Below are 14640 nucleotides of genomic sequence, written 5' to 3'. Positions count from 1 at the left end.
TTCTTACCAGCTTGCTTTTTTCACACCCGGAATTTGACCTTTATGCGCCAGCTCCCTAAATGCAATTCTGGACATTTTAAATTTTCTCATATATCCTCTCGGGCGGCCCGTTACCATACTGCGGTTATGGAGTCTTCCCGGTGCTGAATCTCTCGGCAGCTTGCTGAGTGCTTCGTAATCTCCTTTTGCCTTTAACTCTTGTCTGATAGCAACATATTGTTCAACAAGCTTCTGGCGTTTTAATTCTTTTGCCACTTTTGATTTCTTAGCCAAGAAAAAGCCTCCTTTAAATCGTAATATTTACGATTTAAAATGTATCACGATGTATTCTAAAATGCAAGCACACCGCTCGGTAAAACAGACGGCCGAAGCCGTCCATTTTATTTATGCAATTCAACATAATAAAGCAGAGCATCTTTATGTTTAATCAGTTCATTTTTGTTTTCAGAGGTTTTCATTGTACCGTTAGAATCCTTTATGCTGCTGCCGATCAATACCGGTTTCCCGAAAGAAATTGGCTCCGCTGATGAAATATTTTGAGTCATTTCCTGTGCAGCGCTGACGTCACGCTGAAACGATGAAGCAGCCGTGCTGCTCCCTTGTTCATCAACAATGCCAAAGTGAACGGTGCTCATTTTTTTCTGCCCTTCCTCATTCTCAAAATAAACAAATTGTAATGTATCGGGATTTTCTTCCGTGTAATCAGCCGTTACCGGACCTATCGTTTCAACAAGCTTTCCGTTTTGGTAATGTTCAATGTACATGTCTGCCTCAGAAATGCTTTCATTGATATTAGTAACTTCAGCAGCGAATGAATGCGGAGCCGCAATCTTCATTCTGTTTTTTTCAATATCTGAAACATCTGCCTCTTTGATTTCCATGTGCTTCGTATTTCCGCATGCTGACAGCATGACCAACAGAGTAACGGCACTTATAAGTATTTTCAGAAAAAACAGCCCCCTTTTTTGATTATCATACCATGTTCGGAGGCTGTGTTTTCACTTAAACTGACGCATGATTCTCTTTGACAAAATAAGTGTTACCGACGGCTTCTCCTCTTTTTTTCTGAAGTTTCCTTGTCCGCTCATTTTCGAACGGCAAAAGCGGGAAGACGAGCTCTGCAAAATAGTACGCTTCTTCTAAATGAGGATAGCCGGAAAAAATAAATGATTCAATGCCGAGGGCCTGGTACTCCGCTATACGGTCGGCAATAGTCTGCGGATCTCCGACAAGAGCCGTGCCTGCCCCTCCTCTGACCAGGCCGATACCCGCCCACAGATTCGGGCTGATTTCAAGCTTTGTCCGATCGCCTCGATGAAGCTCCGCCATCCGCTTTTGACCCGAAGAATCAGCACGGCGCAAAGCGTTCTGTGCTTTGGCAATCGTGTCATCATCCAAATGGCTGATTAAACGCTCAGCCGCTTCCCACGCCTCATGTTCTGTTTCACGGGCGATCACATGCAGCCTAATGCCGAACCGCACTGTTCTTCCCTCTTTTTCCGCTTGCTTTTTGACTCTCTCGATCTTTTCTTTTACCTGCTCAGGCGGCTCACCCCACGTTAAATACACATCTGTATGCTTTGCCGCGACTTCAATTCCAGCCTGTGAGGACCCGCCGAAATAGATAGGCGGGTGCGGTGCTTGCCGCGGCGGGAATAGCAGATTGCTGTTTTCCACTTTTATATGGTTTCCTTCATAGGTAACCGTTTCTCCGCGCAAAAGCCCCCGCCAAACAGTTAAAAATTCGTCCGTTGCTTCATAGCGCTCATCATGACTGATAAACAGTCCGTCCCCGGCTAGCTCGTACGGATCGCCCCCTGCCACAACATTAATCAGCAGCCGTCCATCTGAAATGTGATCTAAGGTAGAGGTCATTCTGGCTGCAAGAGAAGGCTGCATTAACCCAGGCCGTACCGCGACTAAAAACTTTAAGTCCTTTGTTTCCCCGGCTAACGCCGCGGCTGTGAGCCAAGGGTCCTCGCACGATCTTCCCGTAGGCAGAAGGACTCCTGTATACCCCAGCCTGTCAGCGGCCTGCGCCACTTGTTTAAAGTATTCATGATCCGCCGTCCGTCCATCGCTTTCCGACCCTAAATACCTTGCATCTCCATGTGTCGGAATAAACCAAAGAATGTCCATATCAATCTCTCCTTTTCGTCTATTTTCCCTCGTAACTGTTTCTCCACTTTAATAGCTTTCGTTCAAGCAGTCTGACAAAAGAATCCGTCAGCTTTCCAACCACCGCAAAAATGATAATCCCGGCAAACACTTTATTTGTTTGTGAAAATTGTCTGGCATCCATGATCATATAACCGACCCCTGAGCTTGAACCCATCAGCTCCGCTACAACAAGCCCAAGCCATGCAATACCCAGCGATAAGCGAATGCCGAGCAATATATTGGGCAGGGATGCCGGCACAATCACTTTTGTCATCTGCTGGTGCCATTTAAATTCAAGCACCCGGGCAACTTCGAACAGCTTAGCGTCAACTCCGCGAATGCCGTTAAATGTATTGATATACACAGGGAAGAAAGCGCCGAGCGCAATCAGCAAAATTTTAGATATTTCATCAAAACCGAACCATAAAATAAACAGCGGCGTGACAGCCAGATGCGGAACAGTTCTGAGCATTTGCAATGATGGGTCAAGATACAATTCCGTCCGTTTTGAAAATCCGGCCAAAATTCCGATCAAAAGTCCAAGCCCCGCACCAAGTACAAAACCAAGCGCTGCCCGGTATATACTGATTTGCAGATGGCCAAAGAGCTCGCCTGTCAAAATGAGCTCTTTAAACGTCAGCAAGATCGCAACAGGTGTAGGGAGCACTGTCGCCGACACGATGCCAAGACTGCCGATCACCTGCCAGATGGCTATGATCACAGCAGGCAGCAGAAGCCCCTTTGCCCACCCGTATTTGATTCTATGGGGCTTTCTTTGTATCGCTTCAGCATTTGCTTTCGGCAGTGAACCTGCAGCCTCTGCTTTCATGATGGATCACCTCCAGAGACTTTTTCCTTTAACGCTTTTTTGATAAATGAATTATCAACAACTTCTCTCACATCAATTTTCTTATCTATCGCTTTTGTTTTAAATTGAAAATCCGCTGTCTCCTGCTGCGCTTTTATAATGTCTTCACTAATAACCTCATTCAGAGGCTCCGTATTTTTCAGCACATTTTCAACGACCTTTTTATCGAGATCTTTTATTTTTGCATACAAGTCAGCCGCTTCATCCGGATGTTCCTTTTGCCATACAACCGCCTGATTAAATACCTTCAGAAAACGGACCACTTCGTCTGGATGTTCCTTAGAGAATGTTGTTCTCACTAATGTAAACCCTGGTGAATATAAATCGGTGCTTTCCCCGTTCACAAGAAGTTTCGCTCCGTGTTTGATTGTTTCTAAGGATAGGTACGGCTCCCAGATGGACCAAGCGTCAACCGAACCGTTTTCAAACGCAGAGGCCGCTTCATCAGGCTGCAGCTGAATAATGGTCACGTCATCAGCTGACAAGCCTGATTGATCAAGCGCTTTATACAAAAAGTCAAAGCCGCTGCTGCCTTTCGCTACAGCAATTTTCTTTCCTTTTAAATCTTTGACCTCCTTAATCCCGCTGGCTGGATTCACAAGTATTCCGTTCGCCTTTAATCCGTCCTGAGACAAGCCGATTTCTTTAAAATCAATGCCTGCCGCCTGTCCAGCGATCACTGGTGAATTGCCGACTTGAGAAAAGTCAAGTTTATCTGCTGCAAGCCCTTCAAATTGTGGCGGCCCGCTTTGAAACTCCACCCATTTCACCTTGATGCCTTCTTTTTCAAAAGCCTTTTCAAACCAGCCTTTTTCCTTGGCAATTAAAAGCGGGCTTAAGCTTTGCTGTATTCCGATCCGAATTTCTTTCAATGGTTTTTTATCACCGCTGGCTCCATTTGCTCCGCACCCTGCCAGCAGAAAAAAAATAGATGCCAATACAATGATTCCTTTTTTCATCTCTGCTTCAGCCCTTTCTATATCCCTGATCCTTCTGCATACTCAAAGTCTTCTGTTTTTTCGAATTCCGACAGCACTTTCTGTCTGATCGCTTGGAAATCAGTCGTCGTCCTGTTTCGGGGATAAGCCAGATGAATTGGCATCAGCTTGTGAATTTTTCCCGGTTTGGCTTTTAGGATCGCAATCTCATTCCCTAAATAAACAGATTCATCTATATCATGAGTGACGAGTATCATCGTTGTCTTTTTCCTCCGCCATATATCCAGCAGCACGTCTTGAAGGTGTTTTCGAGTAAACGCGTCTAACGCACCGAACGGTTCATCCAAAAGCAGCACCTCCGGCTCCCGCAGAAGAGCTCGTGCGATGGCCACTCTTTGAGACATACCGCCCGACAGCTCACGCGGATATGCTTTCTCCGATCCTTTTAATCTGACAATCTCGATCAGTTCATCTACCTTCTGTTTGACTTTAGGATCTTTCAAATTCAAATCGGCGGCAATATTCTGCTCAACCGTCAGCCAAGGAAAAAGACGGTGTTCCTGAAAAATAAATCCTTGCTGAATACCTGGTGCAGTCACATGGCGTCCGTTAATTTCGACACTCCCGCTAAAATCAGAATCAAGTCCTGCAATTATCTTTAAAAGTGTGCTTTTTCCGCATCCGCTCGGTCCGATGATCGTTAAAAACTCACCCGGTGCAATTGATAATTGAATATTCTCCAAGACCGTAGTTTGGCGGCCTTCTTGAGCAAATGCTTTTTCCTTGATGTTGATGGTCACAGCCACTTTTATCCCTCTCCTTCTGCCAACCCCGCCTTCTAAAAAAACAAAAAGGCCCCCATCTCTGTTTTTGTAGAGATGAGAGCCTTCGGCGGTCCGATCAGCTGCCCAATTGTTTTTTTGTTTGAATATCATGTTAATTCAAATTATTCCGATATGTCAACTCTTTTTTATTCAACATTTTTTGGATTAATGTTTATCACTTACTTTTCATATTCGCAAATAGCGCTTATTTCTATGAACCCTCGATCATCTCTATTAAACTGTTCTGCCAAGGGTTTTCTGCTTTTTTCAATAGTTTTTATCGTATTATAAAAATGATTATTTTATAATCATTATAAAATAATATTGACTTTTTACTTATAGATGATATTATGTTCTTATCAATTCCAAGAGGTGATGACATGAGTTCAAATAAACTGACAACTAGCTGGGGAGCTCCAGTTGGAGATAATCAAAATTCAATGACTGCCGGTTCTCGCGGACCAACTTTAATCCAAGATGTACACTTACTCGAAAAATTGGCCCATTTTAACAGAGAACGTGTTCCTGAGCGTGTCGTTCATGCTAAAGGTGCAGGCGCACACGGTTATTTTGAAGTGACAAACGATGTAACAAAATATACAAAAGCTGCTTTCTTATCAGAAGTCGGCAAACGCACACCTTTGTTCATCCGTTTCTCAACAGTTGCCGGTGAACTTGGCTCTGCTGACACCGTTCGCGACCCGCGCGGATTTGCTGTTAAGTTTTATACAGAAGAAGGAAACTATGACATCGTCGGCAACAATACGCCGGTATTCTTCATCCGCGATGCGATTAAGTTCCCTGATTTTATCCATACACAAAAAAGAGATCCAAAAACACACTTGAAAAATCCTACAGCTGTATGGGATTTCTGGTCACTTTCACCGGAATCTCTACACCAAGTGACGATCCTGATGTCTGACCGCGGAATTCCTGCTACACTTCGCCACATGCACGGTTTTGGTAGCCATACATTCAAATGGACAAATGCCGAAGGCGAAGGCGTATGGATCAAGTATCACTTTAAAACAGAACAAGGCGTGAAGAACCTTGATGTGAAGACAGCAGCAAAAATTGCCGGTGAAAACCCCGATTATCATACTGAAGATCTGTTCAATGCAATCGAAAACGGCGATTTCCCTGCATGGAAATTATATGTGCAAATCATGCCTTTAGAAGATGCAAATACGTACCGCTTCAATCCGTTTGATGTCACAAAAGTATGGTCTCAAAAAGACTATCCGCTCATTGAAGTCGGCCGTATGGTTCTTGACAGAAATCCGGAAAACTACTTTGCAGAAGTAGAACAAGCAACATTCTCACCTGGAACACTGGTCCCCGGTATTGATGTATCACCGGATAAAATGCTTCAAGGGCGTCTGTTTGCGTATCATGATGCGCATCGCTACCGTGTGGGAGCAAACCACCAGGCCCTGCCGATCAACCGCGCACGCAACGAAGTAAGAAACTATCAGCGTGACGGACAAATGCGCTTTGACAATAACGGCGGCGGCTCCGTCTACTACGAGCCAAACAGCTTCGGCGGACCGACTGAGTCACCTGAGGATAAACAAGCGGCTTATCCAGTACAAGGAAGGGCTGACAGCGTAAGCTACGATCACAATGATCACTACACACAAGCTGGCGATCTCTACCGTTTAATGAGCGAAGAGGAACGCACCCGCCTTGTAGAAAATATCGTAAATGCAATGAAACCGGTAGAAAAAGAAGAAATCAAACTCCGCCAAATCGAGCACTTTTACAAAGCTGATCCTGAATACGGAAGACGCGTAGCAGAGGGCTTAGGTTTGCCAATTAAAAAAGAAGTTTAATAGCATAGAAAAAAACCCGCTGTTTATTCAGCGGGTTTTTTACATAGATTTACGGATTGCCGTATGCTTCTCGTCAATCTTCATATAAATTTTTTCCATTAACTCCTCACTATTCATTATCTCCCGCTTGTTCTTTTCAATAAGAAGCGCCAGCGGCAGCATCTGATTGCCATATGTTTTTCGTTTTCTGAAGCGTCTTCTCCCTTTCTCTTTTTTGGTTCCCATCATTTCTCCCTCCTTTAAAAATAAAAAAGGCTCTTATCTCAAAAGATAAGAGCCTTCGGTGATCCGATCAGCAAATGTTGGAAATGTATATTAGCTATATTTAAACGTATTCAATTCGGCCTGTCAATGACTTTCTATACTGTTACTTATAAAGTTTGCTCCCTTGATTCACAAATTCCTCGGCTTTTTCTTTCATGCCCTCTTGAATGGCATCCCACTCATTAAGCTCTTTGTCTTTGGCATAATCACGGATATCCTGAGAAATTCTCATGCTGCAAAATTTCGGCCCGCACATCGAACAGAAATGAGCCGTTTTCGCCCCTTCAGCAGGCAGGGTCTCATCATGATATTCAAGCGCTCTTTCCGGATCAAGCGACAGGTTAAATTGGTCTCGCCAGCGGAATTCAAAGCGGGCTTTTGATAAAGCGTCATCTCGTATTTGCGCTCCCGGATGCCCTTTTGCAAGGTCAGCCGCATGCGCCGCAATTTTGTATGTAATAACCCCTTCCCGCACATCTTCACGGTTTGGCAGCCCGAGATGCTCCTTCGGCGTCACATAACAAAGCATGGCCGTACCGTACCAGCCGATCATCGCCGCTCCGATCGCTGATGTAATGTGGTCATAGCCCGGTGCAATATCCGTCGTCAGCGGTCCTAGCGTGTAAAAAGGCGCTTCTTTACAGATTTCCATTTGTTTATCGACGTTCTCCTTGATTTTATGCATCGGCACATGACCCGGCCCCTCAATCATCACCTGAACATCATGCTTCCAGGCAATTTGCGTGAGTTCTCCGAGAGTCTCTAATTCAGCAAACTGCGCTTCGTCATTGGCATCGGCAATTGACCCTGGGCGAAGCCCGTCTCCAAGAGAAAAGGCAATATCATACGTTTTCATAATTTCACAGATTTCTTCAAAATGAGTATACAGAAAGCTTTCCTGATGATGAGCCAGACACCACTGGGCCATAATCGCTCCGCCGCGTGACACAATTCCCGTTGTCCGTTTAGCAGTTAGCGGCACATATCGCAGCAAAACACCCGCGTGAATCGTAAAATAATCCACACCCTGTTCAGCCTGCTCAATCAGCGTGTCACGGTAGATTTCCCACGTTAAATCCTCCGCTACACCGTTTACTTTTTCAAGCGCTTGATAGATCGGAACGGTGCCAACCGGAACCGGACAATTTCGGATAATCCATTCACGCGTCGTATGAATATCTTTCCCCGTGGAAAGATCCATCATCGTATCTGCTCCCCAGCGAATCGCCCACGTCATTTTTTCCACTTCTTCTTCAATCGAAGATGTAACGGCTGAATTCCCGATATTCGCGTTAATTTTCACATGGAAATTTCGGCCGATTATCATTGGTTCACTTTCCGGATGATTAATATTTGCTGGAATAATCGCCCGGCCGCTGGCTACTTCATCTCTGACAAATTCGGGAGACACATGCTCACGAATAGCGATAAACTCCATTTCAGGGGTAATTATCCCCTTTTTCGCATAATGCATTTGAGTGACATTTTGGCCTGTTTTCGCCCGCAGCGGTTTCCGTTTTAACCCGGGATAGCTTACATTAGGGTTAGCCTTTTTATAGCCGTTGTCTTCTGGCTTCACAGCACGTCCATCGTATTCTTCAACATCGCCGCGCCCAGTGATCCACTTGTGCCGAAGCGGTTTTAAACCTTCTTGAATATTAATTTTTACATCGGGGTCCGTATACGGTCCGCTTGTATCATAGACACGAACCGGCGCGTTTTCCTCTTCGCCGAATGATCCTGTTGTCGGACTGAGTTCAATTTCTCTCATCGGCACTTGAATATCCGGCGAAGCCCCCTCTACATATACTTTTTTACTCCCCGAAAAACTCGACATAATGGAAATGTTGGCTTGCTGCACTGAATGATTTTGCATCACTTATCCTTCCCCTCTCTTTGTTTGAAAGGACAAAATCAAGCCCATAACCAGCACAAAAAACCGGATTCAATTGAATGAACCCGGTTACAGTCAGAAAGAAACATATTATTGCAGTATTCAGCAATAATAAAAACAATTCCTCTACTTCCCCACGCTGGTACGAACCAGATCAGGTCCAAAGGGTTAAGAAGCATATCTTCTCTCTCAGCCCGTCAGCGGGCACCCCCAGTAACTATTAATTTCGCACTTATCGTATCATAAAAACAAACTGAAAAAAAGAGCAATGTATAAAATATTCAGCAAATTCAAGACAAATATGTAATCGGCAATGCTATTTCGGAGATTTCATTTTCATGAAGCACCACCTGATACGCATTTGCATCAGATCTTGAACTCACAGCCTGAAAAAAATGATCATCAATAAAATGAAGAGCTGCTCCATCATCCGCCGCATAACCGCTGCTCAACGCTTTCTCTGATATCATGTGATGATATGTAGGTCTCCGATCCTTTTCTCCATCATAATGAGGACAAAAACTGCCTTGCAAAAAACCCAAGCTTTTCAAACCGGTCAGCGGTCCGGCAGAATCCGTCACACCTTCTTCAAACCAGCAGATCGCACCTGCACTTAATCCCGCTAAAATAATCCCGTTCTCCCAAGCTTTTTTCAATATGTGATCCAGTCCCCACTCCTTCCACAGCACCAGCAAATTTCTTGTATTTCCCCCGCCGACATAAATCACATCTTTCTCCATAATAAAGGAGGCTAAATCTGTTGTCGGCGGCTTAAATAAAGACAAATGAGACGGGTCACAATCAAGCTTTTGAAAAGCATGGTAAAACCGCTGAACATAGTTCTCCGCATCCCCGCTTGCCGTTGGCAAAAAACAAATGCGAGGTGAGGGCTGCTTTAACTGATTAATGATAAATTGATCAAGAACCAGATGATCTGGTTCCATTGAAAAACCTCCGCCACCCATCGCAATAATCTGTTTCATCATCCGACTCCCCCAAGAAAATATTTTCCCCATTATAGCACTTTCGCATAAAAGCATGATACAAGGTAAAAATACCTTTGAATCAGGAGGTGACCGAATAAATGGAACAAGACCGTTTGGCAAACCACGAAACAGTTGATTTACACGAAATCCTCAACTTCAAAACCGTATGTTTACTTAAATCAAAAATGATGCAGGGACTGGTGTTCGATCAGGAACTGAGAGCCCTTATGGAGAAGGATGTACAGCAGTCTGTACGGGACGTAACTGAGCTTCAGAGCCTCTATCAAAAGGCCCCGACAATAACAGGAGGTGACTATCATTGAACGATTTCTTAGACCCGAAAAACGCAAAAGGCATGCCTGACCTTGCTGATTCAGCACTTGCCCTAGATTTCTTAATTTCCGTAAAAACCGGCATCAAAAATTATGCTGTCGCCATCACGGAAACCGCAAGCCCAGAACTCAGAACAGCATTGCGAAATCAATTAGACGCCGCTATTTACCTGCACGGAGAACTATCACAGCTCATGATGGAAAAAGGCTGGCTTTTCCCTTCTGACTTGGACAAACAATTTCAAATCGATATGAAATCAGCACAAACAGCCGTTGATATCGCCGGACTAAAACTTTTCCCCGATAACACGAACCGTCTCGGAACATTCGCAACGCCCGATCACTAAACAATAAGGAGACATCATGAATGAAAGCTGTTACGTATCAAGGCATTAAAGACGTCCGCGTCAAAGAGGTAAAAGCGCCAGAAATCAAAAAACCTGATGATATCATCGTCAAACTGACAACCACAGCAATCTGCGGATCTGATTTACACCTAATTCACGGCATGGTTCCCAATTTTCCTGAAGATTATATCATCGGCCATGAACCAATGGGCATTGTTGAAGAAACAGGCCCCGACGTTCACAAGGTTAAAAAAGGCGATCGTGTCATCATACCGTTTAACGTCAGCTGCGGCGAATGTTTTTTCTGCAAAAACCAGCTTGAAAGCCAATGTGACAATTCAAATGCAAACGGCGAAGTCGGTGCTTATTTTGGCTATTCAGACTCAGCAGGCGGCTATCCCGGAGGCCAGGCTGAATACATGCGCGTCCCCTATGCTAACTTCACTCCCTTTAAACTTCCTGATGACTGTGAAGTAGAAGATGAGAAATTGGTATTGCTTTCAGACGCTATGTCGACAGCCTATTGGAGCGTAGACAACGCAGGAGTAAAAGAGGCAAATACCGTCATTATTCTCGGCTGCGGTCCTGTCGGGCTGCTCGCGCAAAAATTCGCATGGATGAAAGGCGCCAAAAGAGTCATTGCAGTGGATTATGTAGACTATCGCCTTCAGCACGCAAAAAAAACAAACAATGTAGAAATCGTTAATTTCGAGCATCATGAAAACGCTGGTTCATATTTGAAAGAAATCACACAGGGCGGTGCAGATGTCGTCATCGACTGCGTCGGAATGGACGGCAAAATGTCCCCGCTTGAATTTCTCGCCACCGGTGTTAAAATGCACGGCGGAGCCATGGGTGCGCTGGTAACGGCGGCACAGGCTGTCAGAAAATGCGGCACAATTCAAGTGACAGGTGTGTACGGAATGAGATACAATGCATTTCCATTCGGAGACATCTTCCAAAGGAACGTAAATATTAGAACCGGCCAAGCCCCCGTCATTCATTATATGCCGTACCTGTATGAACTGATTGCTACAGGTAAAGTAGATCCGGGCGACATCATTACCCATGTTCTGCCGTTAGATCAAGCAAAGCACGGTTATGAGGTGTTTGATACGAAAACAGACGGAGCCATTAAAGTGCTTCTTAAACCATAAAAAAAGACGGTCTCTCATTTTGAGAAGCCGTCTCTCTATTTTATTGCTCCACTCTTCTTAACGCTTCGTTTACTGTTTCTTTTATAAACGCATCTTCCCCGGTCAAACTGTCTAATCTGAGTTCACCGCTTCTCAGTCTTTCTGAAAGATTGTTAATGTCCTCCTCGACTGTGATTTGCAGCTCACCAGCTAAAAACATTCTATGTAATTCATCAGCGACCATCGTTTCTTTATTCATTCATATCTCCTCCTATACTTAAGCATCACTTTTAGTCTGTCCCTCAGATAAACGAATATAGGAAAAAAGGTTCATTTATTTCAAAATAAATGAACCTTTTTTCCTTCTTCCCACGTATAACTGTTGAGAAAAAGAAAAAGGGGAAGATCTAATATGTCATTTTTTAAGAAACTTGCCGCAAGTGCCGGCATCGGTGCAGCAAAAGTCGATACCATTTTGGAGAAAGATGCGTATTGTCCAGGAGAAGAAGTCCGCGGAACTGTACATGTAAAAGGCGGGAAAATCGCCCAGGATATCCGTTATATTGACTTACAGCTCAACACAAGATATGTCATTGTAAAAGACGATGAAGAGCACCGGAAACACGCAACAATTCATTCTTTTCGGGTAACTGGTTCATTCACCATTCAGCCTGGAGAAGAACACCGATTTCCGTTCTCCTTCATCCTGCCTCTTGATACACCGATTACTGTAGGGAAGGTAGAAGTCGTAGTAGTGACAGACCTTGACATTCAAGGCGGTATTGATAAATCAGATCACGATCGTATCTTCGTAGAAGCACATCCTTGGGTTGAAAATGTATTAGAAGCAATTGAGAACCTTGGCTTCCGTCTTAACGAAGCAGACTGTGAACAGGCATCTTACTTCCAGCGCCGTCTGCCTTTCGTTCAAGAATTTGAGTTTGTTCCAACATCAGGCTATTACCGTCAGATGCTTGATGAATTAGAGCTTATTTTTCTTTTAGAGGAAGACGGTTTAGAAATTATTTTCGAAGTTGATCGCCGGGCAAGAGGCCTGCGTGGATGGCTGGAAGAGATATATAATGACGGAGAGCAGCTTGTACGTGTCCGTTTCAGACAATCAGAGCTTGATGATATCGAACAACTTGAAGAGGTCTTAGAAGAGATCATCGACCAATATGCTGAGTAAATAACAAAAAGGAGCCTCTGCTTATTAATATAGGCTCCTTCTTTTAATAAAAACGAAACCCCGTTTCTTACATAAGTAAGAAACGGGGTTCTTTTGTATACCGGTGGTCGGGGTCGAACCGACACTCCAGAAGGAACACGATTTTGAGTCGTGCGCGTCTGCCAATTCCGCCACACCGGCAAGTTTTACGTCGTATCTAACCGACGAATATAAATATATCATGGATATGATAAAGTGTCAATGTATTTCAAAAAAGTTTTTTGGGAAATATAATAATAAAGGGCTAAAGCGACTTTTTATGAAATACAGCCCAATGCTTACTTCGACACTTTCATACAATAAAAAAATGATCTACATAAGTAGATCATTGATATGATTAGCTTCATTATATTTTTAAGCACAAACACCAATTTAACTTATCAAGTAAGTAAAATTGGTGCCGAGGGCCGGACTTGAACCGGCACGGTAGTCACCTACCGCAGGATTTTAAGTCCTGTGTGTCTGCCAATTCCACCACCCCGGCAAAAGAAAGGCGACACCCGGATTCGAACCGGGGATAAAGGTTTTGCAGACCTCTGCCTTACCACTTGGCTATGCCGCCGTAATTGGAGCGGAAGACGGGATTCGAACCCGCGACCCCCACCTTGGCAAGGTGGTGTTCTACCACTGAACTACTTCCGCATCTTAAGGGACTTAATACATTATATTCAATTGATATAAAAAAGTGAGACTGGGCTAGCTGGATTCGAACCAACGCATGACGGAGTCAAAGTCCGTTGCCTTACCGCTTGGCTATAGCCCAATGATAATATGGGGCGATTGATGGGAATCGAACCCACGAGTGCCAGAGCCACAATCTGGTGCGTTAACCACTTCGCCACAACCGCCATAATCTCAAGATGTCATAAATTTGGCAGGGGCAGTAGGAATCGAACCCACACCGGAGGTTTTGGAGACCTCTGTTCTACCGTTAAACTATGCCCCTATAAATGGTGGAGGGGGGCAGATTCGAACTGCCGAACCCTGAGGGAGCGGATTTACAGTCCGCCGCGTTTAGCCACTTCGCTACCCCTCCACATTAAGTTTTGAAAAAACAGTGCCGGCAAGAGGACTTGAACCCCCAACCTACTGATTACAAGTCAGTTGCTCTACCAATTGAGCTACACCGGCATAGGTGGTGGCTCGGGACGGAATCGAACCGCCGACACACGGATTTTCAGTCCGTTGCTCTACCAACTGAGCTACCGAGCCTTATTATTTAAATGGCGGTCCGGACGGGACTCGAACCCGCGACCTCCTGCGTGACAGGCAGGCATTCTAACCAACTGAACTACCGGACCATTTGATTTTAATTGGTTGCGGGGGCAGGATTTGAACCTGCGACCTTCGGGTTATGAGCCCGACGAGCTACCGAACTGCTCCACCCCGCGATGATAATGGTGGAGGATGACGGGCTCGAACCGCCGACCCTCTGCTTGTAAGGCAGATGCTCTCCCAGCTGAGCTAATCCTCCATCATATAATGACCCGTACGGGATTCGAACCCGTGTTACCGCCGTGAAAGGGCGGTGTCTTAACCGCTTGACCAACGGGCCCAGACTTTCAATTGTGATTATGTATAAATATCAGTGGCGGAGAGCAAGGGATTCGAACCCTTGAGACGGAGTTGACCGCCTACACGATTTCCAATCGTGCTCCTTCGACCACTCGGACAGCTCTCCAATAATGGCTCCGCAGGTAGGATTCGAACCTACGACCGATCGGTTAACAGCCGATAGCTCTACCACTGAGCTACTGCGGAATGAAGTCTGCCTGGCGATGTCCTACTCTCACAGGGGGAACCCCCCGACTACCATCGGCGCTGAAGAGCT

At 45.0% G+C, this 14640-nt stretch carries 15 protein-coding genes, 16 tRNA genes, 1 rRNA gene and 1 riboswitch (1 of these 33 cut by a window edge); of the genes, 5 read left to right on the top strand and 27 right to left on the bottom strand.

Annotation, left to right across the window (positions count from 1 at the left end):
* Positions 1 to 3 precede the first annotated feature (3 nt).
* The 6 genes from rpsN to NYE43_RS04850 form a co-directional block, all read right to left on the bottom strand.
* On the bottom strand, positions 4 to 273 hold the full coding sequence (gene rpsN, locus NYE43_RS04875; RefSeq protein WP_341061101.1) for a 30S ribosomal protein S14: 270 nt from the start codon (positions 271 to 273) through the stop codon (positions 4 to 6).
* 107 nt (positions 274 to 380) lie between these two features.
* Positions 381 to 911, bottom strand: coding sequence for a hypothetical protein (locus NYE43_RS04870; RefSeq protein ID WP_268544843.1), 531 nt, complete (start codon positions 909 to 911; stop codon positions 381 to 383).
* 91 nt (positions 912 to 1002) lie between these two features.
* Complete coding sequence (gene ssuD / locus NYE43_RS04865; RefSeq protein ID WP_103672353.1) at positions 1003 to 2139, bottom strand: FMNH2-dependent alkanesulfonate monooxygenase; 1137 nt, start codon at positions 2137 to 2139, stop codon at positions 1003 to 1005.
* Between the two features lie 19 nt (positions 2140 to 2158).
* A complete protein-coding gene (locus tag NYE43_RS04860; RefSeq protein ID WP_081638258.1) occupies positions 2159 to 2992 on the bottom strand; it encodes an ABC transporter permease in 834 nt (277 codons plus the stop codon).
* On the bottom strand, positions 2986 to 3987 hold the full coding sequence (locus NYE43_RS04855) for an aliphatic sulfonate ABC transporter substrate-binding protein (protein WP_106021575.1): 1002 nt from the start codon (positions 3985 to 3987) through the stop codon (positions 2986 to 2988). The genes NYE43_RS04860 and NYE43_RS04855 overlap by 7 nt, the downstream gene beginning before the upstream one ends.
* 17 nt (positions 3988 to 4004) lie before the next feature.
* Positions 4005 to 4772: an ABC transporter ATP-binding protein gene (locus NYE43_RS04850; RefSeq protein ID WP_101860917.1), complete on the bottom strand. Its 768-nt coding sequence runs from the start codon at positions 4770 to 4772 to the stop codon at positions 4005 to 4007.
* 398 nt (positions 4773 to 5170) lie between these two features.
* Here NYE43_RS04850 and katA point away from each other — a divergent pair, with 398 nt between their 5' ends.
* A complete protein-coding gene (katA, locus tag NYE43_RS04845; protein ID WP_341061096.1) occupies positions 5171 to 6622 on the top strand; it encodes a catalase KatA in 1452 nt (483 codons plus the stop codon).
* Between the two features lie 39 nt (positions 6623 to 6661).
* Here the strand turns inward: katA and NYE43_RS04840 are convergent, their stop codons facing one another.
* From NYE43_RS04840 to NYE43_RS04830, 3 genes are all read right to left on the bottom strand, one after another.
* Positions 6662 to 6847 carry an FbpB family small basic protein gene (locus NYE43_RS04840; RefSeq protein WP_024120673.1) on the bottom strand — a complete coding sequence of 62 codons (186 nt, stop codon included), beginning with the start codon at positions 6845 to 6847 and terminating at the stop codon, positions 6662 to 6664.
* A gap of 142 nt (positions 6848 to 6989) precedes the next feature.
* The gene (thiC, locus tag NYE43_RS04835) at positions 6990 to 8762 is read right to left on the bottom strand and encodes a phosphomethylpyrimidine synthase ThiC (RefSeq protein WP_024120672.1); all 1773 of its coding nucleotides are present in this window, start codon (positions 8760 to 8762) and stop codon (positions 6990 to 6992) included.
* Between the two features lie 132 nt (positions 8763 to 8894).
* Positions 8895 to 9002: riboswitch (TPP riboswitch) on the bottom strand.
* Between the two features lie 68 nt (positions 9003 to 9070).
* Positions 9071 to 9763 carry a Type 1 glutamine amidotransferase-like domain-containing protein gene (locus NYE43_RS04830; RefSeq protein WP_341061093.1) on the bottom strand — a complete coding sequence of 231 codons (693 nt, stop codon included), beginning with the start codon at positions 9761 to 9763 and terminating at the stop codon, positions 9071 to 9073.
* A gap of 101 nt (positions 9764 to 9864) precedes the next feature.
* Here NYE43_RS04830 and NYE43_RS04825 point away from each other — a divergent pair, with 101 nt between their 5' ends.
* The 3 genes from NYE43_RS04825 to NYE43_RS04815 are packed head-to-tail and all read left to right on the top strand — an operon-like array spanning position 9865 to position 11602.
* Positions 9865 to 10089 (top strand): hypothetical protein, encoded by a 225-nt coding sequence (locus tag NYE43_RS04825; RefSeq protein WP_024120670.1) that lies wholly within the window; start codon positions 9865 to 9867, stop codon positions 10087 to 10089.
* Positions 10086 to 10445, top strand: coding sequence for a spore coat protein (locus tag NYE43_RS04820; protein ID WP_010333479.1), 360 nt, complete (start codon positions 10086 to 10088; stop codon positions 10443 to 10445). Before NYE43_RS04825 ends, NYE43_RS04820 begins: the two co-directional genes overlap by 4 nt.
* A 20-nt stretch (positions 10446 to 10465) precedes the next feature.
* Positions 10466 to 11602 carry a zinc-dependent alcohol dehydrogenase gene (locus tag NYE43_RS04815; protein WP_198097931.1) on the top strand — a complete coding sequence of 379 codons (1137 nt, stop codon included), beginning with the start codon at positions 10466 to 10468 and terminating at the stop codon, positions 11600 to 11602.
* Between the two features lie 40 nt (positions 11603 to 11642).
* Here the strand turns inward: NYE43_RS04815 and NYE43_RS04810 are convergent, their stop codons facing one another.
* Complete coding sequence (locus tag NYE43_RS04810) at positions 11643 to 11840, bottom strand: hypothetical protein (RefSeq protein ID WP_010333477.1); 198 nt, start codon at positions 11838 to 11840, stop codon at positions 11643 to 11645.
* 153 nt (positions 11841 to 11993) lie between these two features.
* Here NYE43_RS04810 and NYE43_RS04805 point away from each other — a divergent pair, with 153 nt between their 5' ends.
* On the top strand, positions 11994 to 12770 hold the full coding sequence (locus NYE43_RS04805; protein ID WP_341061090.1) for a sporulation protein: 777 nt from the start codon (positions 11994 to 11996) through the stop codon (positions 12768 to 12770).
* A 98-nt stretch (positions 12771 to 12868) separates the two neighbouring features.
* On the opposite strand, the gene NYE43_RS04800 is transcribed toward NYE43_RS04805, so the two are convergent.
* The 17 genes from NYE43_RS04800 to rrf form a co-directional block, all read right to left on the bottom strand.
* Positions 12869 to 12950, bottom strand: a tRNA-Leu gene (locus tag NYE43_RS04800).
* 254 nt (positions 12951 to 13204) lie between these two features.
* Positions 13205 to 13293 (bottom strand) — tRNA-Leu (locus NYE43_RS04795).
* A 7-nt stretch (positions 13294 to 13300) separates the two neighbouring features.
* A tRNA-Cys gene (locus tag NYE43_RS04790) sits at positions 13301 to 13371 on the bottom strand.
* 5 nt (positions 13372 to 13376) lie between these two features.
* Positions 13377 to 13451, bottom strand: a tRNA-Gly gene (locus NYE43_RS04785).
* A gap of 49 nt (positions 13452 to 13500) precedes the next feature.
* Positions 13501 to 13572: transfer RNA gene (locus NYE43_RS04780), tRNA-Gln, on the bottom strand.
* A gap of 9 nt (positions 13573 to 13581) precedes the next feature.
* Positions 13582 to 13657 (bottom strand) — tRNA-His (locus NYE43_RS04775).
* Between the two features lie 24 nt (positions 13658 to 13681).
* Positions 13682 to 13755: transfer RNA gene (locus NYE43_RS04770), tRNA-Trp, on the bottom strand.
* Between the two features lie 5 nt (positions 13756 to 13760).
* Positions 13761 to 13845, bottom strand: a tRNA-Tyr gene (locus tag NYE43_RS04765).
* Between the two features lie 22 nt (positions 13846 to 13867).
* Positions 13868 to 13940: transfer RNA gene (locus NYE43_RS04760), tRNA-Thr, on the bottom strand.
* A 5-nt stretch (positions 13941 to 13945) separates the two neighbouring features.
* Positions 13946 to 14021 (bottom strand) — tRNA-Phe (locus NYE43_RS04755).
* A 12-nt stretch (positions 14022 to 14033) separates the two neighbouring features.
* Positions 14034 to 14110, bottom strand: a tRNA-Asp gene (locus NYE43_RS04750).
* A 13-nt stretch (positions 14111 to 14123) separates the two neighbouring features.
* Positions 14124 to 14200 (bottom strand) — tRNA-Met (locus NYE43_RS04745).
* Between the two features lie 7 nt (positions 14201 to 14207).
* Positions 14208 to 14283, bottom strand: a tRNA-Val gene (locus tag NYE43_RS04740).
* 9 nt (positions 14284 to 14292) lie between these two features.
* Positions 14293 to 14364: transfer RNA gene (locus NYE43_RS04735), tRNA-Glu, on the bottom strand.
* Between the two features lie 34 nt (positions 14365 to 14398).
* Positions 14399 to 14490: transfer RNA gene (locus tag NYE43_RS04730), tRNA-Ser, on the bottom strand.
* 5 nt (positions 14491 to 14495) lie between these two features.
* Positions 14496 to 14570 (bottom strand) — tRNA-Asn (locus NYE43_RS04725).
* A 9-nt stretch (positions 14571 to 14579) separates the two neighbouring features.
* A 5S ribosomal RNA gene (gene rrf, locus NYE43_RS04720) occupies positions 14580 to 14640 on the bottom strand (it continues 55 nt past the right edge of the window).

This window comes from Bacillus sp. FSL R5-0434, from assembly GCF_038004745.1.
GTDB classification, from domain to species: domain Bacteria; phylum Bacillota; class Bacilli; order Bacillales; family Bacillaceae; genus Bacillus; species Bacillus halotolerans.
The sequence above is the reverse complement of the archived record's forward strand: the minus strand, read 5'-3'. Positions and strand labels throughout refer to the sequence as shown.